Source organism: Pseudomonas sp. DW-iso3 (genome assembly GCF_058725305.1).
The window spans coordinates 192,249-216,565 of record NZ_JBZXDZ010000008.1; the positions used below are offsets into that span (position 1 = coordinate 192,249).

Below are 24,317 nucleotides of genomic sequence, written 5' to 3' on the forward strand. Positions count from 1 at the left end.
GGCCGCCCTTAGATTCAAAGGGGGGCAGGGCGATTTAGTGATGCGCCGGACGGGCAAAACGACAATTCTTGTAGTATAACTACAAGCTTGCTACATCCCTGGCCCTGCCCATAACAAGAGTCCTGCCCTTTGAACCTGTTGCAACATATCGCCCAGTCGCGCCACCTGTTACGCAAATCGGAACTCAAGGTTGCCGATCACGTGCTGCTTGACCCTGCGGCTGTGATGCACAGTTCCATGGCCGACCTGGCGCACAGCGTGGGCATCAGCGAGCCGACCATCGTGCGCTTCTGCCGCGCCATCGGCTGCTCCGGGTTCCAGGACTTGAAACTCAAGCTGGCGCAAAGCCTGGCCGCGGGTGCCAGCTTTGGCCAATTCGCGATCCATGAAGACGACTCCGTCGCCGACTACAGCCTGAAAATCTTCGACACCACCCTGCACACCTTGATGGAAGTGCGGGAGAAGCTTGACCCGGTGGAGTTGCAAAAGGCCGTGACCGCCATGTCCCAGGCCCAGCGTGTCGAGTTCTATGGTTTTGGTGCTTCTGGCGCGGTGGCTGCCGATGCCCAGCACAAATTCTTCCGCTTGCTGCTCACCGCAGCGGCCTACAGCGACCCGCACATGCAGGCGATGTCGGCGGTGACCTTGAAGCCTACGGACGTTGCCATCTGCATTTCCCAGTCGGGCCGTTCCAAAGACCTGCTGATCACCGCCAACCTGGTGCGTGAAAGCGGTGCATCGCTGATCACCCTGTGCCCGAGCCAGACGCCGTTGGCGGAACTGTCCACGGTCAACCTGGCGATTGATGTGCATGAAGACACGGAAATCTATACGCCGCTGACCTCGCGTATTGCCCATCTGGTGGTGATCGACGTGCTGGCGATGGGCGTGGCCATGGCGCGCGGGCCGAGCCTGGTCAACCACCTCAAGAGCGTGAAGCGCAGCTTGCGCAGTCTTCGCCTGTCGCCTAAATCGGTCAAAGCCCTCGACGATTGATTCAAAGTCACGCACGGTCAAATGTGGGAGCAGGCAAGCCAGCTCCCACAGTGGGTTTGCGTCAGCTTTAGAAGATTCATCGTCCTGTAACCCCCGCGCCGCCAAACCGTCATCGCCCAGGGCCATCCTGAACTCCCCGTACTCGCATTGGGAGACTCCAAATGGCCCGGCCCTACGAAGACAGCAACAGCTCCGTCAAAACCCGTCGTCAGCAGGAAGACCAGCGCCGCATGGCGTTCCGTCGCGCAATCGAAGACCGTTGCGAGGAGCGTCAACTGCTCCAGAGCATCAGTGACTACCCGGAACTCCATTGGCAGGCACCCGCGGCTGCCCAGCGAAACGCTCAGCCAGTGCGCTGATCTGCACCCGCTCGCTGCGGATAAAGCCCAGGAACGCATGGGCCACCGGTGACAGGCGCTTGGCTTTGGCTTGCACCAGGCACCAACTGCGGTACAGCGGCAGTTCTTCCACCGGCAGCTCCTTGAGCCCGCCGGTGGCCAGTTCCATGTTGACTGCGTGACGCGTCAGCAGGGCCACGCCCAACCCCGCGCATACACATTCACGCTGCGCCTCGGCCGAGGCCACTTCCACCGTCTGGGTGAAGTGCACGCGTTTTTCCTTGAAATACTCTTCGCAGGCCAGTCGCGTGCCGGAGCCTGGCTCGCGCAGCAACAGTGTGTAGGGTTCCAGGTCCTGCAGGCGCAGCGGCCCTTGCAGGCTTAGCGGGTGATCGTGTGGCGCCACGGCGACGATCGGATTGTTGAGGAACGGCAGGAATTCCAGGCCCATGTCCTGGGGCACCATGGACATGATCACCAAGTCATCGCGGTTGTCCGAGAGCCTTCGGATCACCTGGGCGCGGTTCACTACCGTGAGGTGCAACTGCACTTCCGGATGCTGGCGCTTGAAGGCGGCAAACAGGTGCGGCACGAAGTACTTGGCGCTGGACTCAATCGCCAGCTTGAGCTGGCCTTGCAGCGAACCCTGCATATCCGACAGCTGCATATCGAGGTTTTCCAGGCGCCCGAAAATGTCGCGACTGGCGCGTTGCAAGGCTTCGGCGGCCTCGGTCATGTAGAGCTTTTTGCCGACATAATCGAACAACGGCTGGCCGATCAGCTCTTCCAGCTGGCGGATTTGCAGACTCACGGCCGGTTGAGTGAGGGACATTTCCTCGGCTGCGCGGCTGTAGGAGCGCAAATCGCAGACTTCATTGAAGATCTGCAATTGACGCAATGTCATACGCATCAATGATTTACGCATTATTTCAATCCTTTCGCCCCAGGCCGTCCGGCCAACTATAAGTCTTTACTTATGCACGACCCAATAATTATTGATTTTTGTTAATCCCTCTGCAGGCTTAGTGTGTGTCTCGCGACTGTCATGAAACATTTGGTCACGCGCCGACCCGGGTCTAGCGGGTCGAAGAACGCAGCAATCGGCTCAAGGGAATTTCCAAGTGATAAAAAAGATCCTGATCGCCAACCGTGGTGAAATCGCCGTACGAATCGTGCGTGCCTGCGCCGAGATGGGCATTCGCTCGGTCGCGGTCTATTCCGACGCCGACCGCCACGCGTTGCACGTCAAGCGTGCCGACGAAGCCCACAGCATTGGTGCCGAGCCCCTGGCCGGCTATCTGAACCCGCGCAAGCTGGTGAACCTGGCGGTGGAAACCGGTTGTGATGCGCTGCACCCTGGTTACGGCTTCCTGTCGGAAAACGCCGAACTGGCAGACATTTGCGCCGAACGCGGCATCAAATTCATTGGCCCGTCGGCAGAAGTGATTCGCCGCATGGGCGACAAGACCGAAGCGCGCCGCAGCATGATCAAGGCCGGTGTACCGGTCACGCCGGGCACCGAAGGCAACGTTGCGGATATCCACGAAGCCCTGACCGAAGGCGACCGCATCGGTTATCCGGTGATGCTCAAGGCCACTTCCGGTGGCGGTGGCCGTGGTATCCGTCGCTGCAACAGCCGTGAAGAACTTGAACAAGCCTTCCCTCGCGTGATCTCCGAAGCCACCAAGGCCTTCGGTTCGGCGGAAGTGTTCCTGGAAAAGTGCATCGTCAATCCCAAGCACATCGAAGCGCAGATCCTCGGTGACAGTTTTGGCAACGTGGTGCACCTGTTCGAGCGCGATTGCTCGATCCAGCGCCGCAACCAGAAGCTTATCGAGATTGCCCCCAGCCCCCAGCTGACCCCAGAACAGCGCGCCTACATCGGCGACCTGTCGGTGCGTGCGGCCAAGGCCGTGGGTTACGAAAACGCCGGCACCGTGGAGTTCCTGCTCGCCGAGGGCGAGGTGTACTTCATGGAGATGAACACCCGGGTGCAGGTGGAACACACCATCACCGAAGAAATCACCGGTATTGATATCGTCCGCGAACAGATTCGCATCGCCTCCGGCCTGCCGCTGTCGGTGAAACAGGAAGACATCCAGCACCGTGGTTTCGCGTTGCAGTTCCGCATCAACGCTGAAGACCCGAAGAACAACTTCCTGCCCAGCTTTGGCAAGATCACCCGTTACTACGCCCCCGGCGGCCCTGGCGTGCGTACCGACACGGCGATCTACACCGGTTACACCATCCCGCCGTTCTACGACTCCATGTGCCTGAAACTGGTGGTGTGGGCGTTGACCTGGGAAGAAGCCATGGACCGCGGCCTGCGAGCCCTGGACGACATGCGCCTGCAAGGTGTGAAGACCACCGCCGCCTACTACCAGGAAATCCTGCGCAATCCGGAATTCCGCAGCGGCCAATTTAATACAAGCTTTGTGGAAAGCCACCCTGAGCTGACCAACTACTCGATCAAGCGCAAACCCGAAGAGCTGGCCCTGGCCATCGCCGCCGCCATCGCCGCCCACGCAGGCCTGTGAGGAATATAAGAATGAGCAAGAAAATCTTCGTAACCGACACCATCCTGCGCGACGCCCACCAATCGTTGCTGGCGACCCGCATGCGTACCGACGACATGCTGCCGATCTGCGACAAGCTCGACAAAGTCGGCTACTGGTCCCTGGAAGTCTGGGGCGGCGCGACCTTCGACGCCTGTGTGCGCTTCCTCAAGGAAGACCCGTGGGAGCGCCTGCGCAAACTGCGCGCCGCGTTGCCCAACACTCGCCTGCAGATGCTGCTGCGCGGCCAGAACCTGCTGGGCTACCGCCACTACAGCGACGACGTGGTCAAAGCCTTCGTCGCCAAGGCTGCCGTAAATGGCATCGACGTATTCCGCATTTTCGACGCCATGAACGACGTGCGTAACCTGCGCGTGGCGATCGAAGCGGTGAAAGCCGCCGGCAAACACGCCCAAGGCACCATCGCCTACACCACCAGCCCGGTGCACACCGTCGAAGCTTTTGTGGCCCAGGCCAAGCAGCTGGAATCCATGGGTTGCGACTCGATTGCGATCAAGGACATGGCCGGCCTGCTGACGCCGTACGCCACCGGCGAACTGGTCAAGGCGTTGAAGGCCGAGCAAAGCCTGCCGATCTTCATCCACTCCCACGACACCGCCGGCCTGGCTGCGATGTGCCAGCTCAAGGCCATCGAAAACGGTGCCGACCACATCGATACCGCCATCTCCAGCTTCGCCTGGGGCACCAGCCACCCAGGCACCGAGTCGATGGTCGCCGCCCTTAAAGGCAGCGAATTCGACACTGGCCTGAGCCTGGAACTGCTGCAGGAAATCGGCCTGTATTTCTACGCCGTGCGTAAGAAATACCACCAGTTCGAAAGCGAATTCACCGCGGTCGATACCCGCGTTCAAGTCAACCAGGTGCCCGGCGGGATGATTTCCAACCTGGCCAACCAGTTGAAAGAGCAGGGTGCGCTCAACCGCATGAACGAAGTGCTGGCGGAAATCCCGCGTGTGCGTGAAGACCTCGGCTTCCCGCCGCTGGTCACTCCGACCTCGCAGATCGTCGGCACCCAGGCGTTCTTCAACGTGTTGGCTGGCGAGCGCTACAAAACCATCACCAACGAAGTGAAGCTCTACCTGCAAGGCGGCTACGGCAAGGCGCCAGGCATTGTGAACGAGAAACTGCGTCGCCAGGCCATCGGCAGCGAAGAGGTGATCGACGTACGCCCGGCCGACCTGCTCAAGCCGGAAATGACCAAGCTGCGCGGCGAGATCGGCGCGTTGGCCAAGTCTGAAGAAGACGTGCTGACCTATGCCATGTTCCCGGACATCGGGCGCAAGTTCCTCGAAGAACGCGACGCCGGCACCCTGGCGCCTGAAGTGCTGTTGCCGATCCCTGAAGCCGGCGGCGTGGCGCGCGTCGGTGGCGAGGGCGTACCGACTGAATTTGTGATCGACGTGCACGGTGAAAGTTACCGCGTGGACATCACCGGTGTGGGCGTGAAGGCTGAAGGCAAGCGCCACTTCTACCTTTCCATCGATGGCATGCCGGAAGAAGTGGTGTTCGAACCGCTCAACGAGTTTGTCAGCGGTGGCAGCAGCAACCGCAAGCACGCTACGGCGCCGGGTCATGTCAGCACCGCAATGCCGGGCAATATCGTCGACGTGCTGGTCAAGGAAGGCGACGTGGTCAAGGCCGGCCAGGCCGTGCTGATTACCGAAGCCATGAAGATGGAAACCGAAGTGCAGGCCGCTATTGCCGGCAAGGTGACCGCGGTTCATGTGGCCAAGGGCGACCGGGTCAACCCTGGCGAAATCCTGATTGAAATCGAAGGCTGATCCAGCCTTCGAAACTACCGTTTAATCCTCGGGGGGGCAGGTGCCCCCCTTTTTTTTGCCCGAAATCTGGTAGGTTTAGAAGCTCATCTTCCATTGGCCCATCAAGCCTTGGTTACGGCTGTTTGTACCGGCTTGGACGCTGTAGGTAAGGCCTACGGTGTGCTGTGTCGACAACGCGAGGTCCAGGCCAGCGTGCAGGTCCAGGCTATTGCGGTCCAGCGAGGTGCCATTGATGGTGAAACCGTCTGCCATGGCCGGCAGGGCTCGATAGGACTGGCGGACCTGGCTGTCGACGTCGCCGTAGAGGTGTTTCCAGCTTGTGCTGAGGTGAGGTGTGAGGCTGATCTGGTTATCGAATCGATACAGCGTTGCCAAGCGCAGGCCAAAAGTGCTGCTCAGGTTTTGCTGGGTTTGTGCGCCGACGTTCAGCGCGGTCAGACCTCCCGTTTCCTTGAAACTGTCGCGGTGGTAGCGCTGGAAGCCGAGGCCTGCGAAGGGTTCGATGCTCAGATCCGCGACGCCCAATTGATAGCCCATTTCAGAGAACAGGGTTTGGCTTTGAGCGTTGTATTTGCCCTTTAGCTGCTCCTTGTAATCAAGCAGGTTGACGTTGCGCTTGTTCTGGCCAGCATGGTCGCTGTAGATCGCACCCAGGCGCAGGGCCAGCGGTCCGTCCTGGCGCACGGCATAACCCCCCAGGTGCCAGCTGTCCAAGTTGGCGGAGAAACGTTGGGCATCGAGGTTGCTGGTGGATTTCGCGGCCATGACACCGACTCTCCACGCGTCATCCAGTGCCCAGTCGGCACCCAGCAACAGGCCTTGGCTTTCGTATTTCATCCCGGCGCTGCCGCCTTGTTTGTCGAGGCTGCCGCCGTTGCCCAAGCCTTGCACCCAGACGTGGCCTTCGTCGTCGGTGGGCAACGAGCGCAGGGTCGAGAGCAATTGGTTGCTCAGGTGCTGCGTGGTGTTGTGCGTTGCCGTGGCAAGGTTGGCGTTCTGGCTGCCGGCCAACTGCTCAAGGCTTGCGCCGATCCCTCCGGGTTGTTTGCCCAGTGCATCGCCGAATTTTTCCAGGGCTTTGATTTGCTCGGAGTTCAGTTCTCCGGACTCCAGTAACCGAATCAACGCGGGCTCCAGCACCTTGGCCACCTGCAAGCCATTGTGGGAGGTCGCTTTCTGAGTGAGATAACCGTCGAGGGGCTCCGCGTTGGCTTCGGGCTCGTAAGGCCACGCGTCGGGCAGCGCATCGTCGGGTTGAAACGGATACGGCAGGTATTCGATATCGCCTCGCGCCTGCGCGGTTTGAAGGCTGGCGGCGCTGAGGGCAAGGGCAATGACAAGTGCGAGTCGGTGTTGTGTAAAGGACATGAAATCCCAACCTCTGATGAATGAGGCCGGGAATTTAGCGAGATCGCGGGGTGATAACTGTCAGGCCAACTACCCCTGGTTTGCGGGAGTTGTCTCTAGTCCGGCGCGATTAAAAACGCATCTGCTGTGGCCGCGTATCGAACACGGCGAAGGCAATCAGACCCTGAAATCGCTGAACGCGGTGTTCCGCCCCTTCGGCTTGCAGATGGGCGTGGTCAAGGTCCGTCGTAAATGGAGCGACTGACCCTCACCCGCGCCGTACGTAGCCCTTGCCGTAATGCCGCTCCATCCGTGCCTGGATCAGTTCCAGGCCGAGGGACATCACCCAGTAGATGATTGCTGCGGTGGTGAGCATCTCGATGTAGCGATAGCTTGAGCGTCCATAGGACTGCGCCAGGAACATCACTTCCCACACGCCCATCACTGAGATCAGGGACGAGTCCTTGAGCATCGAGATGAACTGGTTGGTGGCGGGCGGGATGATGGTGCGCATGGCCTGGGGCAGGGTCACGTGCCAGAAGATCACACTGTCACGCATGCCCAACGCCAGGGCCGCTTCGCGTTGGCCGTGAGGCACGCCGAGGATGCCGGCGCGAAAAATTTCGCTCAGGTAGGCGCCGTAGTTCAGCGACAACGCGATGATCCCTGCGACGATGGCGCCTGGCACCAGGCCCAGTTGGGGCAGGCCAAGGTAGATCAGGAGGATCTGGATCAGCAGCGGCGTACCGCGAAAGAACGACGCGTAAAAGCTGGCAATGCCAAAGGCCACGGCGCTTTTGGACAGGCGTCCCAGCGCGGTGACAAAGCCCAGTATCGACGAGGCCACGATTGCGCACAGGCACAGGAACACTGTCAGCGCCGCGCCTTGCAGAAAACCGTTAGGCGCCAGGTGCAGGCCCACCAGGTTGGGCAGTTTGTCGAGAATGATCGAGAACTTCAGGTCAAAGCTCAGGAAAAAACTCGCAAACAGGCAAAACAGCGCGGCCCAGGTCAGGTACAGCCGCGTGCGGAAACCCAGCAGGCGCTGAAGCCGCGATGCATTGACCGGCGGCTTGGGAGGCGTTGGAAATGCTGTCATTGGCTGATGTCAGCGCCGATCCATTTTTGCGACAGCTTGCTCAAGGTGCCGTCCTGTTTCAGCTGCGCGAAGACTTCACGCACTTTGCTGTCCCATTGCGGGTCGCCTTTTTCGATGGCCACCGAATTGGGCTCGGAATACAGCGGCTCGCCGGCCAGCTTGAAACGCTTGTCCTGGGTCAGGCGCGGTTGGGCGGTGACCAGGTTGGTGAGGATCGCATCCAGACGCACGCCGGCGCCCAGGCCCAGGTCCTGGAAGGCCACGTTGTCGGTGTCATACGGGGCGATCTGCACATCCTCGAATGGATATTGCAGTTGGGTGTCCTCGGCGCCTTCAATCACCAGGTTTTTATTCAGGTAGCTCTCGTAGCTGGAGGCGCTGGTGAGGCCGACTTTCTTGCCGCTCAGGTCCTTGGCGCTGTGGATGCGATCATCCTTGGCGTTGACCACGATCACCGCCGGCGACGCGTAATACTCCACGGGGAAGTCGAACACTTCGGCGCGAGCCTTGCTCGGGGTCATGGAGCAGATGCAGATGTCGTAGCGCCCGCTCCAGCGCCCGGCGGCGATCACGTCCCAGGACGGGGTCTCAAGACGCAACTTCACACCGAGTTTCTGCGCCACGGCCTTGGCCACGTCAACGTCGAAGCCATCCAGCTGGTTTTGCTCGTTCAAGAACGAGAACGGTGGATAGCTTTCCATCAGCACGCCCACCAATTCTTTGTTCTTCTCGATGCGATCCAGCGTCGCACCGCCGAAGGCTTGAGTCGAGGCGGCCAGCAGGGTCAGGCCCAGGGCCAGCAGCGGTTGAAGTTTCATGAAGGACACCGTTAGAAAAAAGAGTTGTTATGTACCGAATGGAGCGTATTAAATAGTTATAAGAACGACTCTCATAGTGAGTTATTTTCATAAGCTTATGAGTAAAAAGCATATGGCCACAGCAACAGTAATTCTCGATGGCGGCATGGGCCGTGAACTGCAGCGCCGCGGCGCGCCGTTTCGGCAGCCGGAGTGGTCAGCACTGGCGTTGAGCGAAGCACCGCAGGCGGTTGAAGCGGTGCATGCGGCTTATATCCAGAGCGGTGCCAATGTCATCACCAGCAACAGCTACGCGGTGGTGCCGTTTCACATTGGCGAGGAGCGGTTTGCCGCCGAGGGCCAGGCCCTGGCGGCCCTGGCCGGTACGCTGGCACGACGTGCTGTGGAAGCTTCCGGTCAGGCCGTGCGAGTAGCGGGTTCGTTGCCGCCGTTGTTTGGCTCATATCGCCCCGATCTGTTCGAGCCGCAGCGCGTGGCCGAGTTGCTGACTCCACTGGTGCAGGGCCTGGCGCCCTACGTTGACCTGTGGCTGGCGGAAACCCAGAGCTCCATCGCTGAAGCGCGTGCGATCCAGGCCGGGCTGCCGCAGGACGGCAAGCCGTTCTGGCTGTCGTTTACCCTCAAGGACGAAGACACCGACGACGTGCCGCGCCTGCGCTCCGGCGAGCCAGTGGCGGACGCGGCCGAAGCGGCGGCGCAGTTGGGTGTGCAGGTGTTGTTGTTCAACTGCAGCCAGCCGGAAGTGATCGGCGATGCGATTGATGCCGCGCGCCAAACCTTCGAGCGGCTCGGCGTGCACATTGAAATAGGGGCCTACGCCAACGCCTTCCCGCCGCAACCCAAGGAAGCCACGGCCAACGATGGTCTGGACCCACTGCGCGACGACCTTGACCCGCCGGGCTATCTGCACTGGGCTGCGGATTGGCAGGCACGTGGCGCCAGCCATTTGGGCGGGTGCTGCGGGATTGGGCCGGAGCATATCGCCGTGTTGGCGCAGAAGCTGGGTTAATTGAACCCACACAGGCCCAAATGTGGGAGCGGGCTTGCTCGCGAAAGCGGTGGGTCAGGCGACATCGTCGTTGGCTGAAACACCACCTTCGTGAGCGAGCCCGCTCCCACATTCATGTTGTGGTGACCGTGGGGGCTAGGCTCGGCACTCTGCCAGTGTGTTGAGCTGGCCTGAGGATGTTTGATTCGCCTCCGACAACCAGCGCTCAAACCCCGCCTCAATCGCCGGCCATTCCGAATCGAGGATCGAGTACCACGCGGTATCTCGGTTCTGCCCCTTCACCACCATGTGCTGGCGGAACACCCCTTCAAAACTGAATCCCAAGCGCTCGGCCGCATATTTGGAACGGGCATTGCCGTTGTTGCATTTCCATTCCAGTCGGCGATAGCCCTGCTCAAATGCATACTTGCCCAGCAAGTACACCGCCTCGGTGCTTTTGGGCGAGCGCTGCATCGGCGCACCGAAGGTGACGTGACCAATTTCAATACGACCTTGCGCCGGCACGATGGACATCAAGCTGAGGATGCCCTGTACCTGACCGGTCGCGCGGTCGATCACGCTGAAAAAGTACGGATCACTGTTGGCGGCGTGATTGTTCAGCCAGGCATCGAATGTGCTGCGCTCGGGAAACGGCCCATAGGGCAAGTAGTCCCACAGTTTTGGATCCGCGCCTGGGCCATGGAGGGCGTGGAACAAGTCGTCGCCATGGCGGGCCGGATCGAGTTTTTCCAGGCGGATAAAGCGTCCTTCCAGCAGTTGAGCTGTGGGCGCCGGGACGCCTTTCCAGTTGGCGAGAGAGGTCATCATGCTGCGCTCCTTAAAGGCCTTTGCGAAATTGGATGAAGCCAGGGCGTTCGGCGATGCGTTCGTAGAGTTGGATCGCGGTGGCGTTGGTCTCGTGGGTCAGCCAGTGGACCTTGCAGCAACCGTCAGCTTTGGCGGTGGCGTAGACGAATTCGATCAGCTTGCGGCCCACGCCGGTGCCGCGTTCGGTCGGGACCACCAGCAGGTCCTGCAGGTAGCAGGAGTTCTCGATGCTCCAGTTGGAGCGGTGGTAGATAAAGTTGACCATGCCCACCGCCTTGCCGTCCTGCCAGGCCAGGGCCGAGTAGGTAGGCTCGCTGGCGTCGATCAGGCGCTGCCAGGTGCTTTGGGTGACGGCGTCGGGCAGTTCGGTGTTGTAGAACGTCAGATACGCTTGCCACAGCGGCAGCCAAGCGGCGTGGTCGGCGGCGGTGACTGGGCGGATGTCGATCTGGCTCATTCTGTGGCTCCTTGGGGAATGAAGCGTGCGAGGGTCTGGTCACGCACATCGATGCTGGCGGCAAGGCCTTCGCGTACACCGGCGATATCCGCCGAGCTGCGGTTCTGGCTGAGTTTGCGTTTACCGATCAGGCGCTCGATCGGCAGGGCGAAGCCGACGATGGCTTTGAGCATGCCGTCAATGTAGTCGGCCGGGGCGTCGCTGACTTTCCACGGCTGCGCGCGACTGCCTTCGTGGCGATCGGTCAACGCCGTGACCACGGCGAGCAGGCGCTGGGCGTCGCTGAATACCTCGGCCTTGCCGTAAGCGTGCACGGCGATGTAATTCCAGGTGGGTACCACTTTGCCGTGCTCGGCCTTGGCCGGGTAAAACGCCGGGCTGATGTAGGCCTCGGCACCGGCAAAGATCACCAGGGTTTCGCTGCCGTTGTGCAGGTCTTGCCATTGTGGATTGGCCTTGGCCAGGTGCCCGTAGAGCGTGCCGTTCGGGCCCTCATCCGGGTTGAGCAGCAGTGGCAAGTGACTGGCCAGCAGGCCGTGCTCACCAAACGTCACCACTTGCGCCAGGCGAGTGTGTTGGATCAGCTGATGCAGTTCGGGCAAATCATCGAGGGCGAATGAGCGTGGTGTGTACATGCAAATTTTCCTTGGCGAATGCTTGCATCGTAGGCAGGCTAATGGCTCGTTGTAAGAGCCATCTGGAACCAATTTCATAGGTCCAATATGTCGCCTGTCTCGCCACCCCTGTCATTCAACCCCGCCGGTATTGAGTTGGATCGCCGTCAGGGCCTGACTCGCCAACTGTATGACGCCTTGCGCCAACGAGTACTGGACGGGCGGCTGGTCAGTGGCACGCGCTTGCCTGCTACCCGTGACTTGGCGGCCGCGCTGTCGATCTCCCGCAACAGCGTGGTGCGTGCCTACGATCAGCTGTATGCCGAGGGTTTCACGGAGAGCCGCGTGGGTGACGGAACTTATGTGGCGAAACTGCCCACTGCAAAAAAGCTGTCCACAAACCTGTCCACAGGGTTATCAACAGGCTTATCCCCAGGGTTATCCACAAATCCCTCTCAAAACCCTCAAGCTGCGCCGGTAAAAGTTATCCACAGCGCAGCGCTGGGGCGCTTGGAAAACAACCATTTGCCCCTGCCGCCCACGGGGCCACCGCGCGCTTTTCGCGTGGGTGTGCCGGCGTTTGATCTGTTCCCCTTTGACGTTTGGGCCAAGCTGAATGCGGCTTTTTGGCGCAAACCGGACTTGGAACAACTGTGTTACGGCAACCCCGCAGGCGACCCGCGATTGCGCGGGCTGATCGCCGCGTATCTACGCAGCTCGCGGGGCATGCAGTGCTCGGCTGAGCAAATTGTGATCACCAGTGGAGCGCAACAGGCAATTAGCCTTTGTGCACAGTTGCTGGTGGCGCCTGGCGATGGTGTGGCGATTGAAAACCCTGGCTACCGTGCGGCCGGCCATGCCTTCGCGTTGGCTGGCGCACAGCTGCGCGGCGTGGCGGTGGATGCAGAGGGCATTGATTGCAACGTGTTGAACACCTTGAGCGATTGCCGCCTGGCCTATGTCACCCCGTCTCATCAGTACCCGTTGGGCGTAGTCATGAGCCTGGCCCGGCGTCTGGAGTTGTTGGCCTGGGCCGAGCGTAGCGGGGGGTGGATCATCGAGGACGACTACGACGGCGAATATCGCTACAGCGGCGCCCCGTTGGCCCCGCTGGCGGCCTTGGATCGCAGCGGGCGCGTGCTTTATGTGGGCACCTTCGGCAAAGTCGCATTCCCCGCATTGCGCCTGGGTTACCTGGTGTTGCCGCCGACGCTGGTGGAGGCGTTCGCCCAGCGCCGCGCGGTGGATGTACGGCATTCGGAGGTCAGCACCCAGGCGGTGATGGCGGAGTTCATGGCCACGGGGCATTTTCAACGGCATATCCGACGCATGCGCCGTGCTGCACTCAGTCGGCGTAACGCGCTGCTGAACGCCTGGTCGGGCGAGCTGGCGGGCGTCGGCAGTCTGCCCAATGCCGCTGCGGGCCTGCACCTTACAGTACGGGTGGACAGCCTCGCTCGCGAACAGCAACTGCTGGCGCAAGCGCGCTCGGTTGAGGTGGAGATCAGTGCCCTGAGCAACTACTGGTTGCCCGACTCCAGCACACCCCCCGATCAACGCGCCGGGCTGGTGCTGGGGTTTGCCGCGGTGCCCGAGGCGGCGATCAGGCAGGCGCTGGGCCGGTTGCGCAAGGCCTGGACAGGTTAGGCGACAGGCTGAGGTGGTTTAGCCTTGAGGAACAGCGAGCGCGCCAACTGTGGACCGATTTCTCTACGGTACACGGCGATGTCGCTCAACGATTCGCGTTGGCCACCCATCTTTCGCTGCTTGTGGGTTTTCAGGTGGGCCGCGGTGTAGGCCTCGTTCGGACCGGTTGGGGTGGGGTAGTGAAAGTGTGCATACCACAGCGGGAGTTTGGTTGTGGCGTCCACCACCGTGTATTCCCGTAGATAGCCCTTGTCGCGCCCCCTGAGTTTAATGCGCTCGCCAACCGGTGGATCGACCGTCACGGCGCCCTCATGCAACAGTATTTCGATATGTGCGGCCTCCGGTGGGCGGCGCTTGAGCACGTCGATCTTGACGCGTTTGCCTTCTCGGTACAGTTTTTTGCCTGCCTCATCCAGGTTGCGGCTGGCCAGCGCGGCTGACGGCGAGTCGATTCCTGTCAGGTTGCTGGCGGTCAATGCGTCTTCGATGTCCAGGCTGGCCTGTTCCAATTTTTTGGCGTGCCGATGAAAGCTTTCTTCGATTTCCACTGGCAGCTGTGCGGTTTTTTTAGCCCAGGCTTCCTTACGGGTGATAAATGCGTCGACGCCATCGATCAGATCCAGGCCCGAATTGATGGCAATTTGCAGATCGCGGACCCGGGTGCGTGGAACGGGCTTGAGCACATGTTCCTGTTCCACCCAGACCCCGGGCTCTTTCTCGTGGAAGGTGGCAATAACCTTGCCCGTCATCGGCTCCTTCACATCGACCAGCGCTTTGCCGTCTTCAGCGGGAGTTTCTCGCTGTTCGCCGACCACTATCCCCTTGGAGCGCGTCTTGATGTACTTACGCTTCACTCTGGAGGTGGCGTTGGACGGGCCTGGGGTGGGTTCAAGTGTTTTGCGCTCGCGAAGCAGGGCCGTCAGTTGTTTCTTTGCGCGTTGGGCAAACTCATCCACTTGCGTGCGCAGGTTTTCGAGGTCGGGCCTGTTGAGGTCGGTGGGAAACTCCGCCGGCAGGTCCACGAGGTTCTGATCAACCCTGGAGAACTGGTCCGTCAGGCTATCCAGTGTTTCGATCAATTGCTCCAGGGGGGCCACATTGACGGGTTGCACGGCCTCCCTGAAGCTTTGCACCGTCAGCTCCGCCGCGTCGACGATGCGGCGTAAGGCCTCCCTGGCATCGACGCGCGATGGCGACTCGCCTTCTGTTACGCACAAGAAGTGGCTCAAGCTGACCTTGAACGCCTTGAGGTCATCAACGTCATGGCCTGACGCGAAGTTATCATCGCTTTGGACCAGCTCTGCTCCCAACGCACCCAGGTCCAGGGCCTGCTCGCGGCGTTCTCGTACATATTCCAATCGATCGATCATGGCCTGTGTCGCGGTATACAAGTCGCGATAGTGAACCGTAGGCCAGGTATCTTCTTGAATATTCTCGATATCGAAGTGGCCCTGTGAGGCTTGCAACTGTTTGCGAAATGGAATTCCTTGTTCATAGATGGCTGAACGCGCCAGCAATAGCTGGTGTTTCAGGTAACTCGCCATGCCGTCCTGGTAGTTGGGAACCGTGTCGATGATCTTCAAGGATTTAAGCTGTGAAATCGGCACGTCTATCTCTTTGAGGCGCGTATCGATCTGTTCGAGAAAGGTGGCCCTGGCCAACTCCTTTGCGTCATCCGCAGCACTGTCGATGGCGCTGCGCAGTTTTTCAAGACTGGCAGTGCGCTCGGCTCGCGTGTTTTCAAATAGCTCCAGTTTTTGACGTAAGTCAGCGATTTTCGGTGGCCTGAGGGCTTCACCTTTTTTGCGCCGACTGCGCAGGCCTGCGCCACGAAGACGCAAGCGTGTATCGACAAACCATTGGCCCAGTTGGTTACCGATTAGCAGCGGACCGTGCCGGCCCGGTTGTTGCGGATCGACGATCAATACTGCGTCGTTTTCATCGACGATCACTTCAAACCATCGCTCACCCACCGGGGCGTACCAGTGTTGGTCTTTGGCATAGAGATTCAGGTAGGGCCCGGCGACCGTATGTTGTTCGCCTAATTTATCGGGCTTGGGTAACGTGAAACTGTCCAGGAAAGTCCCCAGGCTTGGCGAGTTGCGGGTTATGGCTCCACTGATATGCAAGGTGTGCTCGTGGCCGATGGGGGGCCCTACGCCGTCCACCGTAGGTTTTTGTATGAGTTCTGGCTTGGCCGCAGGGGGTGGCAACTTTGGCAGTACGCCAGGCTTCTCGATGGCCGGCCCAGGCCCATGCCGTGTGGCTACGTGCGTTGCCAGCACCATGCCCAGCGTCAGGAAGATATCCACCAGGGCCGAAATGCCGGTTGTACGGTCGTCGATTTCTTTGGCGTCGACCATCTGTTGCAAGTCATCCATCAGTTGCCAGATCCAGGTCGCGGCGCCCACTGAGCGGCCCATGAACGGCAGCACGGTGTTAAAGATCAGCCACCCGGCGTTCTTGAGGCTTTGCCAGCGCGCCTCGGCGTTGGACAGCGATTGGCGATCGGCCAGCGTAACCATTGCAGCGGCGTTGGCCTTGAACAGTGTTGCGAAGTAATCACCGCGCAGTACCTCCTGCCCCAAGTCGATGGGCCCGGTCATCACTAATGCGTTCAGCGGGTCGTTCACCAGGCTGGTGAGCACCCAGGGCGAGGGCAGGCTGCCGGGAAAGACAAACTGTGCGTAAGCCGTGCGCACATTGTCAGGCAGCCAAGCCAGCACCGATTGGCGCAATGGGGTGTCTTGCTTGATCGCGTACAGCAGGTTGGAGGGCGATGGGAACTCCATCAACTGTACATCGGACAGCGGACGATAGAGCAGGCAAGGCCCCTTCTTCGGGTCTTGAGGACCAATGATGAACATGTTGCTGACCACGTCGACTGAGGCGGTCAGGCGCAACTTGGGGCGCAGGGACAGCGGGCGAATGACGATGGCCGCGCCGTCGACTTCACGGGCCGCGCTGTCAGGACTCAAGGCGGCACAAACGTAGCGATAGCCTTGTTCACTCACCCCGAAGACGCGCTGAACTTTGCACTGCAGCGCCAGCAACGGTAATTGCAGGCGTAGGTGAGCGATGTAGAGCTGTTGCCGACGCAGGGATTCGACAGGGTCGTCAAGGAGTGTGCGCTTGACCAAGGCCGGATAGCGCTCACCGACATTCGCCTGGGTAATCAACGCTTCCAGGTAGGCAGCCGTCATCCAGGCAGGCACATCGCTGCCGTTTTTATAGCTGACGGTTTTGTTGCCCAAAGGCAGGGCTATCAGGTTTTCCAGGGCCAGTTGCGCCAGCGTCAGGGTTTGGATCTGGGTATTGCCCGGCACAATCAAGGTGCCCCAGGCCTGCACGCTGGTAATGGTGATCCGTACATTGTTGAGTGTTGCGCGGGCAACCTCTGGGTGCTCAGTGAGCATGAGCGTATGAATGGCATCCAGGGCGAATTCATCGATGGACTTGATGCCATCATCAAAGGCTTTACCCGCGTCCTGAAAGTGCTGGGCCGCCACATCCATCGAGTATCGCCCATAGGCTGATTGATCGGTGGGAGACGCGTCGAGCAACCAGGTGGGCAGTGCATGATGAACCGCGTCGAGCCTGGATGGGGCTATCAGTGACAGCAAGTCAACCGTGTTGCTGGGGGCGGCTTGGGCCACGGTGGCTACCACTTCGCCGTTTTCGAAGGTGACCGCGCCGATCGCTTGAATTTGCAAGGCTATAAACGTGCAGGCCTGTTGCTCGAAAAAATTGCCGGCCGGCTCGAACAGGCGCCAGTGCATCGAGGAAGACCGTGCAATGGCACCGTGAGTGCTCAAGGATTCGCCAAACTCCTTCTGGCTGTTGAAGGCGGCGTAGCCAGTGCCAATCGAATAGCTGAGGATAATTTCACGCTCCCCGAGGCGCCCGATCAGCACCGCCAACGCTGCCAGGTTGGAGTGGCTGACCTGCGTGGCTTGCTGCACGTCGATATCAATCAGGTAGGCCTTGGTGTTGTACTTGTCGTGGAGCTGGCGGTCGGCGTAGTCGGGATAGAGAAAAACGTTCCTGGCGACGTTGCACTCATCTTCATCCCAGCCCTCGACGCTTTCGATATTCCAGATTCTGCGCAAGGCATTGGCAAAGCTCTGCCAGCGCGGGCCGTTCTCTTGCGGGCTCTGGTTCCAGAACAGAAGTTGCTGCTCTTGGTACGCGACGGGCAGCAGCGGTGCCAGCTCATTGATCAGGCTGCCGACAGTGTCCACCTTGACCGGCAGATGCACGTTCGGCCCGAGGGTGGTTTGATAGATCAGGTAATGCTCGCCGTCGATCCAGGTCACTGTGGTGTTGGACATCACGCACCGGGACAGCGCCCCGGTAAGCGATTGGGCGTGCGGCGTACCGGGCAGGATCACCTCTGCAGTGATTTGCCAGCCGGGTGTGATCAGAAGCGCCAGGTCGGGGTCAATGTCGAGGTCGGGATACAACTCGCGTAAGCTCGAACGCAGGGTGGCCGCGGCTACTTCGCGTAATGAAGGGCCGGTGGTCAGTTGGGTCAGTAAATCTTTGGCGCTGGAGGGGAATGTGGGCAAGAGGGGCTCCTGACAGGCAAGGTGATGAGGGCTGCCGAATGCAGCTCAAGACCTCAATCACGCTAAAGCGCAGGTCTGTCAGGAGGTGGTATTCAGATACCCGACTTGATCTTGCTCCAGGCTCGGGTCCTGGCGCGCTCCGCGTCACGGCCCAAAGGTTTCAGGGTATACAGCGTGGCCATCGCCGCCTCGGTGGGGTACAGGTTGGGGTTGTTGCGAATCGAGGGGTCAACCTGTTCGGTGGCGTCTTTGTTCGGGTTGGGGTAGCCGACGAAATCGCTGATCGGCGCGATCACCTGCGGTTGCAACAGGTAGTTGATGAAGGTGTAGGCGTCCTGCGGGTTTTTCGCGCCTTTTGGGATGGCAAGCATGTCGAACCAGATCGGCGCGCCTTCCTTGGGCAGGCGCATATCTACGGTCACGCCATTTTTGGCGTCCCTGGCGCGGTTGGCGGCCTGGGAGAAGCTGCCGGAGTAACCGACGGCCACGCAGATGTCGCCATTGGCGATATCGGCCATGTACTTGGAGGAGTGAAAGTAAGTGACGTAGGGGCGGATCTTCAACAGCAGCGCTTCGGCCTTTGCATAGTCCTTGGGGTTGCTGCTGTTGGGGTCCAGACCCAGGTGTTGCAGGGCCAGGGGCAGGATTTCCGACGGGGAATCGAGCAGGGCCACACCGCATTGCTTGAGCTTACTGATGTTTTCTTCTTTGAAGATCAGGTCCCAACTGTCCACCGGCGCATTGACGCCCAGCGCGGCCTTGACCTTGTCGGGGTTGAAACCGATGAGAATGGTGCCGTACATGTACGGCACGGCAAATTTATTGCCTGGGTCATTGGCTTCGATCAGCTTCATCAGCTTGGGGTCGAGGTGCTTCCAGTTCTGTAACTGGCTGCGGTCCAGAGGTTGGAAAACTCCGGCCTCGATCTGCTTGGCCAGGAACACATTGGATGGCACCACCACGTCATACCCGGCGTTGCCGGTGAGCAGCTTGGCTTCCAGGGCTTCGTTGGTGTCGAAGATGTCATACACCAGTTTGATCGTGGGGTTCTGCGCCTTGAAGTCTTCCAGTGCCTTGGGCGTGATGTAGTCGAACCAGTTGTAGACCCGCAGGGTTTTCTCTTCGGCGTGGGCCATACCGCTGATAACGGCAGCGCAGAGGACGAGTGACTTGAGCATGTTCATTGGGCTGCCCCTTCAAATCCTTCAAGAACGTTGACGGCATTGATGCCGATTTCTTCCACGGCATAGCCGCCTTCCATCACGAACAGCGTGGGTTTGCCCAGGTCGGCGATGCGTGCACCCATTGCCAGGTAGTCCGGGCTGTCGAGTTTGAACTGTGAGATGGGGTCGTCCTTGAACGTGTCCACACCCAGGGACACGATGATGATGTCGGCGCCATAGCGCTCGATCTCTTTACAGGCTTCCTCAAGCGCTGCACTCCAGCGCTCCCAGCCTGATCCTGCAGGCAGCGGGTAGTTGAAATTGAAGCCTTCGCCTGGGCCTTCACCCAATTCGTCGGCATAGCCCAGGAAAAACGGAAACTCCGCCTCGGGGTGGCCGTGGATCGACGTGAACAGCACGTCGCGGCGTGCGTAAAAAATCGATTGGGTGCCGTTGCCGTGGTGGTAGTCCACATCCAGGATCGCGACCTTTTTGTGGCCCTGATCAAGAAAGGCTTGGGCGGCAATGGCGGCGTTGTTGAGGTAGCAATAACCGCCCATCAAGTCGCTGGCGGCGTGATGTCCCGGTGGTCGGCACAGGGCGAAGGCACTGTGGGCGCCTTGCTGGATCGCCTGTTGCGCGGTGAGCGCGACTTGCGCTGCGCTGTACGCCGCTTGCCAAGTGCCGGCGGTAATCGGCGCGCCACCGTCGAAGCTGTAGTAACCCAGCTGGCCGTGCAGGCTGGTGGGCAATACCCTGCGCAAGGTACGGGCGGGCCAGGTATAGGGCAGCAGGTCGCCATCCGTGGCGAATTCAGTCCAGCGCGCCCAGGCGCCTTTGAAAAATTCCAGGTAGTCGCGGCTGTGGATGCGTTGCAGCGGCGCCACGCCAAAATCCTGCGGCGCTTGCACCGGGCCCAGTTCGCGGTCCTTGACCCGTTGCAGCACGTGGTCCGCGCGCGAGGGCATTTCGAAACAGGGCATCAGTTGCCCGTCCATCAATTCGCACCGACCGTGATGCAGGTGATGATCGTCTGAGTAGATCGTCAGCATTTTTTGTTCTCCGCAGGCTGTATCAGTGGATGCAGTCTTGCGGCGGGACGGTTTTAAGAAAACGGCAAGAGCGGCCAAAAGGGGATAAATACGGCCAAATTGTGTGACCGCAATTCGCCCCGCTAGCGCGCATCGACCCGTCATTGCGAGGCGTCAGGGGCGAAATTGACTGGGTGCCACGCCGCTCCAGCGTACAAATGCGTGGCGAAAGCTGGCGGTTTCACTGAAACCGAGCTGTTCCGCGATTCGGTAGATCGGCAGTTCGTCCTGCCCCAGCAACTGCTTGGCGCGCTCGAAGCGCAGCTCATCGAGCAGTTCCTGGTAGCTGCTGCCCAAGTCATGCAAATGCCGACGTAAGGTTCGCGCGGAACAGTTCATCTGCGCAGCCAAGCCTTCAATGCCGGGCGCGGCGTGGAGCTGGGCGGCGAGCAAATGGCGGATCCGACCCAGCCAGGCCTGGCGCCCGGTAAACTCCAAGTTCTGCTTGCGACAGCGATCGGTCATGGCTTGATGGGTGACGGCGTCGGCCAGTGGCAGCGGCTGGTCGAGCCAGCGCTTGTCAAACGCGAAGGCGTTGGCGCTGGCTTCAAAATGCAGCGAGCACGCGAAGCACTCGTGGTAGCGCGCGTGATAGTCCGGCGCGCTGTATTCGAAACGTGCACCGAGTAACGGCAGCGGCTGGCCCAGCAGGTCGTCGCAGATGATTTTCAGCGAAACCAGGCAGAATTCGACGTTGAACATTTCCAGCGCGGGCGTTTCCCGGTAATCGGCGGCGGTCAGCCAGATACGCTCGCCGTCGTTTTCCAGGCTCAGCTCGAAAAGTGTTCCCAACAGCGCCGGGTAGCGTAGCGCCAGGCGCAACGCGTCACCGAAGGTGGCACAGGTGAGCAGGGCATAACCGAGCATGCCGTAGGACGACACATGCATCTTGCGGCCCAATTCGAGGCCAATATCCCGCCGCAGCGCGACTGCGTTGGTACACACACGCATCTCCTGGTTGGTGGTGATGCAGGCGTCGGCGCGGCTCAAGTCGGCGGCGCAGATACCGCTGCCCGCGAGCAACGTTTCAGCCGGCAAGCCTTCGGCCTTGAACGCGTTAATGACCAGCGAGACGGCGTTGAGGGTCGTGAGGTGGGAGTGCAACATAGGGGCTTCCAGCCAGAGGATGGCTGGAAGTGGAGCAAGTTATATGCCGCTCAGCGCAGCTCGCCGCACAGGTCCAGCTCTACCAGACGGCGGACCTCCTGGATATCGAGCCCGGCGCCGATCAGCGCGTTGAGCTTGCCGAACGCGGCTTCACGGGTCATGCCGCCACCGGACAACACGCCCACGCCACGCAAACGACTGCCGGCTTCGTAGACGTCCAGTTCCACGCCGCCTTCATGGCATTGGGTGATCGCGACCACGACCACACCTTGCGCCTGCGCACGCTGAAGGCTGGCGAGGAACTCGGGGTTATCGCTGGGCCCGGTGCCGCTGCCGAAACATTCCAGGATCAGCGCTTGAATGCCGCTGCCAATCACCGCGTCCAACTGCGCCGCACCGATGCCCGGCACCAGAGGCAGCACGCCGACGCTGGCCAAGGCTTTGGGCTGGCGATAGTCCAAGGCCTTGGGAATGGACTCTGCACGCGCAGCACCGCCCTGGCGATTCAGCGCCGCGAATGGATTGCGACCGAAGCTGCGAATTTTCGCGCAACGGGTCGGTGCCATCAGCGCGCCGTGGAAGTACAGGTGCACACCCGGCGCGATGCCTTTGCCCAGCGCCGCCAGGGCGCCGCTGACGTTTTCCCAGGCATCGCTGTCGGGCACGCCGGCTGGCAGCATCGAGCCGGTAAACACCACCGGTGCAGGCAGGCCGAGCAGTTGAAAGCTCATGGCCGCCGCGCTGTAGGCCAGGGTGTCGGTGCCGTGCAGGATCAGCACGGCATCGCAGCCGTCGTCCACGGCCTCAACCACGGCGGTGCGCAGGCGCTGCCAGTAAGCGGGGGTCATGTTGGCGCTGTCGATCAACGGGGCCATTTCCTGGAAGCGCCAGGCAGGCGCTGGCAGGTGTGCCAGCTGTTCGCGCATGCGTGCTTCGAAGCCGGATGCGGGAGCCAGGCCATGGGTGCTGGCCTGCATGCCGATGGTGCCGCCGGTGTAGAGCACCATGACGTTACTGGATGAGGACATCGATAATTCTCCTGAACGAAAAACGCCGCACGGCCTTGAGCATGCCCAAGGTCGTGCGGCGTGTCATCTATCTACGCTTAGCGTTGCACTTGAGCGTTCAGCTCAGCCGACGTTGCTGCTTCAGGTTTTACCGGGTTCGCCGGCCACGCCTTACGGTCAAGGTCCAGATCAGGAAACTGACTGGAGTCGAACACCGGCGTCTTGATACCCGCCGCGCGCTGGTTGTCGTAGTCGTTCAGGATGCGCATGGCGATCTTGAACAGGAACGCCAGGGCGAACAGGTTGACGAACGCCAGCATCGTCATGGTGATGTCGGCGAAGGCAAACACGGTGCTCAGGTTCTCGATGGAACCCCAGAAAATCAGCACCAGCACCAGCGCGCGGTAGCCCATCAACACCTTGCGGTTGTTGCCGACCAGGAAGCGCAGGTTGCTCTCGCCGAGGTAGTAGTTGTACATGATCGAGGTGAACACGAACAACGCCAGGGCCACCGAGATAAACATGCGACCCCAGTCGCCGACCACGGCCGCCAGGGAGTTCTGGGTCAGGGCAATGCCGTCGCCTTCGAAGCCCGGGGTGTAGAAGCCGGAAAGCAGGATCAGCAACGCAGTACAGGTGCAGATCACGAAGGTGTCGAGGAACACGCTGAACGCTTGCACCACGCCTTGGGCGATCGGATGCTCTACCGACGCCACGGCTGCCACGTTAGGCGCACTGCCCAAACCGGCTTCGTTGGCGAACACGCCGCGCTTCACACCCATGATGATCGCGCTGCCCACCAGGCCGCCGAAGGCTTGGTCGAGGCCGAAAGCGCTCTTGACGATGGTCGCGAGCATGGCGGGTACGTGGTCGAATTGCAGCACGATCACGTACAGGGTTACCGCGATGTAGACCAGGGTCTTGACCGGTACCAGCAGGTCGGCAATCGAGGCGATGCGCTTGATCCCACCGATGAACACCAGGCCGAGCAATACGGCCAGGGCCAGGCCGGTGTAGGTGGTGTCCAGGCCAAAGGCGTTGTTCAGCGAGTGAGTCACGGCATGGGCTTGCAGGCCGTTGAACGCAAAACCGAAGGTCACCAGCAGCAGGAATGCCATGACCATACCCAGCCAGCGCTTCTGCAGGCCGTGCTGGATGTAGTAGGCCGGACCGCCACGGTAGGTGCCTTCGGCGTCGGTGCGCTTGTACAACTGGCCGAGGGAGCACTCGATGAAGCTCGACGACATGCCGACCAACGCGGTGACCCACATCCAGAACACGGCACCGGGACCACCCAGGGTCACGGCAATGCCGACACCCGCGATGTTACCGGCACCCACGCGGCCGGCCAGGCTGAGCATCAGCGCCTGGAAGGAGCTGAGCTGGCCGGCGCTGCTTTTGAGGCTGTCTTTAAACACCGAGAACATGTGGAAAAAGTGGCGCAACTGAACGAAACGCGAGCGAATCGTGAAATAACCGCCGAGCCCGACAATGAGCACGATCAGTACTTTCCCTGAGAGGAAGTCGTTGATGACTTCGAGCATGGAGTGTTCCTCGCTGATTTTTCTAATGGCAAACGCAGGACGGTTCAATGCATCGCTCGGCACCAGGCAGTGCACGACGCTTGGACCCCAATCCTTTTGCGGGTGTTGTTATTCATGCGGTTTCGCGCTGTCCAGGACCTCGATAACGACGATCTCTGACGCGAAGAGGGGCGGCACTATACCTAGGCGAGCGTGATCCGTCTGCACAGGCCGATTAAAGGTTTCAGCACGCTCGAGTCGGGCAAGGAGGGTTTGCAGGGCGATATTGGATTTTTTATGGGCGTCATTTCACAACCTTGAGGCAAAAAAAAGGGCCTGAAGAACGAGCCTTCAGGCCCTCAAAAGGTG

Annotated in this window: 20 protein-coding genes; 7 read left to right on the top strand and 13 right to left on the bottom strand. The window is 60.4% G+C overall.

Annotation, left to right across the window (positions count from 1 at the left end):
* The first annotated feature begins 129 nt into the window (after positions 1 to 129).
* Together hexR and AC4PS7_RS23425 are read left to right on the top strand one after the other, a co-directional pair.
* Positions 130 to 996: a transcriptional regulator HexR gene (gene hexR, locus AC4PS7_RS23420; protein WP_003177007.1), complete on the top strand. Its 867-nt coding sequence runs from the start codon at positions 130 to 132 to the stop codon at positions 994 to 996.
* A 161-nt stretch (positions 997 to 1,157) separates the two neighbouring features.
* The gene (locus tag AC4PS7_RS23425) at positions 1,158 to 1,355 is read left to right on the top strand and encodes a PA3496 family putative envelope integrity protein (protein ID WP_074900515.1); all 198 of its coding nucleotides are present in this window, start codon (positions 1,158 to 1,160) and stop codon (positions 1,353 to 1,355) included.
* Here the strand turns inward: AC4PS7_RS23425 and AC4PS7_RS23430 are convergent.
* Positions 1,285 to 2,259: a LysR family transcriptional regulator gene (locus AC4PS7_RS23430; protein WP_010207619.1), complete on the bottom strand. Its 975-nt coding sequence runs from the start codon at positions 2,257 to 2,259 to the stop codon at positions 1,285 to 1,287. The two genes, AC4PS7_RS23425 and AC4PS7_RS23430, sit on opposite strands and share 71 nt — an antisense overlap.
* Positions 2,260 to 2,455: 196 nt before the next feature.
* On the opposite strand from AC4PS7_RS23430, the gene AC4PS7_RS23435 reads away from it, so the two are divergent.
* Both AC4PS7_RS23435 and oadA read left to right on the top strand, forming a co-directional pair.
* The gene (locus AC4PS7_RS23435) at positions 2,456 to 3,871 is read left to right on the top strand and encodes an acetyl-CoA carboxylase biotin carboxylase subunit (RefSeq protein WP_003195732.1); all 1,416 of its coding nucleotides are present in this window, start codon (positions 2,456 to 2,458) and stop codon (positions 3,869 to 3,871) included.
* Between the two features lie 11 nt (positions 3,872 to 3,882).
* Complete coding sequence (gene oadA, locus AC4PS7_RS23440) at positions 3,883 to 5,691, top strand: sodium-extruding oxaloacetate decarboxylase subunit alpha (protein ID WP_010207617.1); 1,809 nt, start codon at positions 3,883 to 3,885, stop codon at positions 5,689 to 5,691.
* 75 nt (positions 5,692 to 5,766) lie between these two features.
* On the opposite strand, the gene AC4PS7_RS23445 is transcribed toward oadA, so the two are convergent.
* Complete coding sequence (locus AC4PS7_RS23445) at positions 5,767 to 7,059, bottom strand: autotransporter outer membrane beta-barrel domain-containing protein (RefSeq protein ID WP_010207616.1); 1,293 nt, start codon at positions 7,057 to 7,059, stop codon at positions 5,767 to 5,769.
* Here AC4PS7_RS23445 and AC4PS7_RS23450 point away from each other — a divergent pair.
* Entirely contained in the window at positions 7,058 to 7,303 is a 246-nt protein-coding gene (locus tag AC4PS7_RS23450; RefSeq protein WP_137205824.1) for a hypothetical protein, read from the top strand. The two genes, AC4PS7_RS23445 and AC4PS7_RS23450, sit on opposite strands and share 2 nt — an antisense overlap.
* A gap of 3 nt (positions 7,304 to 7,306) precedes the next feature.
* On the opposite strand, the gene AC4PS7_RS23455 is transcribed toward AC4PS7_RS23450, so the two are convergent.
* Both AC4PS7_RS23455 and AC4PS7_RS23460 read right to left on the bottom strand, forming a co-directional pair.
* The gene (locus AC4PS7_RS23455; RefSeq protein WP_010207614.1) at positions 7,307 to 8,137 is read right to left on the bottom strand and encodes an amino acid ABC transporter permease; all 831 of its coding nucleotides are present in this window, start codon (positions 8,135 to 8,137) and stop codon (positions 7,307 to 7,309) included.
* A complete protein-coding gene (locus AC4PS7_RS23460; protein ID WP_010207612.1) occupies positions 8,134 to 8,955 on the bottom strand; it encodes an ABC transporter substrate-binding protein in 822 nt (273 codons plus the stop codon). The genes AC4PS7_RS23455 and AC4PS7_RS23460 overlap by 4 nt, the downstream gene beginning before the upstream one ends.
* A gap of 112 nt (positions 8,956 to 9,067) precedes the next feature.
* Between AC4PS7_RS23460 and AC4PS7_RS23465 the strand changes: the two genes are divergently transcribed.
* Entirely contained in the window at positions 9,068 to 9,964 is an 897-nt protein-coding gene (locus AC4PS7_RS23465; protein WP_069672969.1) for a homocysteine S-methyltransferase family protein, read from the top strand.
* 135 nt (positions 9,965 to 10,099) lie between these two features.
* On the opposite strand, the gene AC4PS7_RS23470 is transcribed toward AC4PS7_RS23465, so the two are convergent.
* From AC4PS7_RS23470 to AC4PS7_RS23480, 3 genes are read right to left on the bottom strand one after another with little or no spacing between them, the layout of a single operon-like run.
* Positions 10,100 to 10,771, bottom strand: coding sequence for a GNAT family N-acetyltransferase (locus AC4PS7_RS23470; RefSeq protein ID WP_021492574.1), 672 nt, complete (start codon positions 10,769 to 10,771; stop codon positions 10,100 to 10,102).
* Between the two features lie 10 nt (positions 10,772 to 10,781).
* On the bottom strand, positions 10,782 to 11,228 hold the full coding sequence (locus tag AC4PS7_RS23475; protein ID WP_010207608.1) for a GNAT family N-acetyltransferase: 447 nt from the start codon (positions 11,226 to 11,228) through the stop codon (positions 10,782 to 10,784).
* The gene (locus AC4PS7_RS23480; protein WP_010207606.1) at positions 11,225 to 11,863 is read right to left on the bottom strand and encodes an FMN-binding negative transcriptional regulator; all 639 of its coding nucleotides are present in this window, start codon (positions 11,861 to 11,863) and stop codon (positions 11,225 to 11,227) included. The genes AC4PS7_RS23475 and AC4PS7_RS23480 overlap by 4 nt, the downstream gene beginning before the upstream one ends.
* An 87-nt stretch (positions 11,864 to 11,950) precedes the next feature.
* On the opposite strand from AC4PS7_RS23480, the gene pdxR reads away from it, so the two are divergent.
* Positions 11,951 to 13,489, top strand: coding sequence for a MocR-like pyridoxine biosynthesis transcription factor PdxR (gene pdxR, locus AC4PS7_RS23485; RefSeq protein ID WP_047542430.1), 1,539 nt, complete (start codon positions 11,951 to 11,953; stop codon positions 13,487 to 13,489).
* Here the strand turns inward: pdxR and AC4PS7_RS23490 are convergent.
* From AC4PS7_RS23490 to AC4PS7_RS23515, 6 genes are all read right to left on the bottom strand, one after another.
* A complete protein-coding gene (locus AC4PS7_RS23490) occupies positions 13,486 to 18,057 on the bottom strand; it encodes a dermonecrotic toxin domain-containing protein (RefSeq protein WP_154847489.1) in 4,572 nt (1,523 codons plus the stop codon). The genes pdxR and AC4PS7_RS23490 overlap by 4 nt on opposite strands.
* Positions 18,058 to 18,149: 92 nt before the next feature.
* A complete protein-coding gene (locus AC4PS7_RS23495; RefSeq protein WP_010207600.1) occupies positions 18,150 to 19,241 on the bottom strand; it encodes a polyamine ABC transporter substrate-binding protein in 1,092 nt (363 codons plus the stop codon).
* Positions 19,238 to 20,272 (bottom strand): histone deacetylase family protein, encoded by a 1,035-nt coding sequence (locus AC4PS7_RS23500; protein ID WP_106119393.1) that lies wholly within the window; start codon positions 20,270 to 20,272, stop codon positions 19,238 to 19,240. Before AC4PS7_RS23500 ends, AC4PS7_RS23495 begins: the two co-directional genes overlap by 4 nt.
* 153 nt (positions 20,273 to 20,425) lie before the next feature.
* Positions 20,426 to 21,418: an AraC family transcriptional regulator gene (locus AC4PS7_RS23505; RefSeq protein WP_010207597.1), complete on the bottom strand. Its 993-nt coding sequence runs from the start codon at positions 21,416 to 21,418 to the stop codon at positions 20,426 to 20,428.
* 50 nt (positions 21,419 to 21,468) lie between these two features.
* On the bottom strand, positions 21,469 to 22,446 hold the full coding sequence (locus AC4PS7_RS23510) for an asparaginase (RefSeq protein WP_198729614.1): 978 nt from the start codon (positions 22,444 to 22,446) through the stop codon (positions 21,469 to 21,471).
* Positions 22,447 to 22,523: 77 nt separating this feature from the next.
* Positions 22,524 to 23,969, bottom strand: a complete 1,446-nt coding sequence (locus AC4PS7_RS23515) for an alanine/glycine:cation symporter family protein (RefSeq protein ID WP_010207595.1) — start codon at positions 23,967 to 23,969, stop codon at positions 22,524 to 22,526.
* Positions 23,970 to 24,317 lie beyond the last annotated feature (348 nt).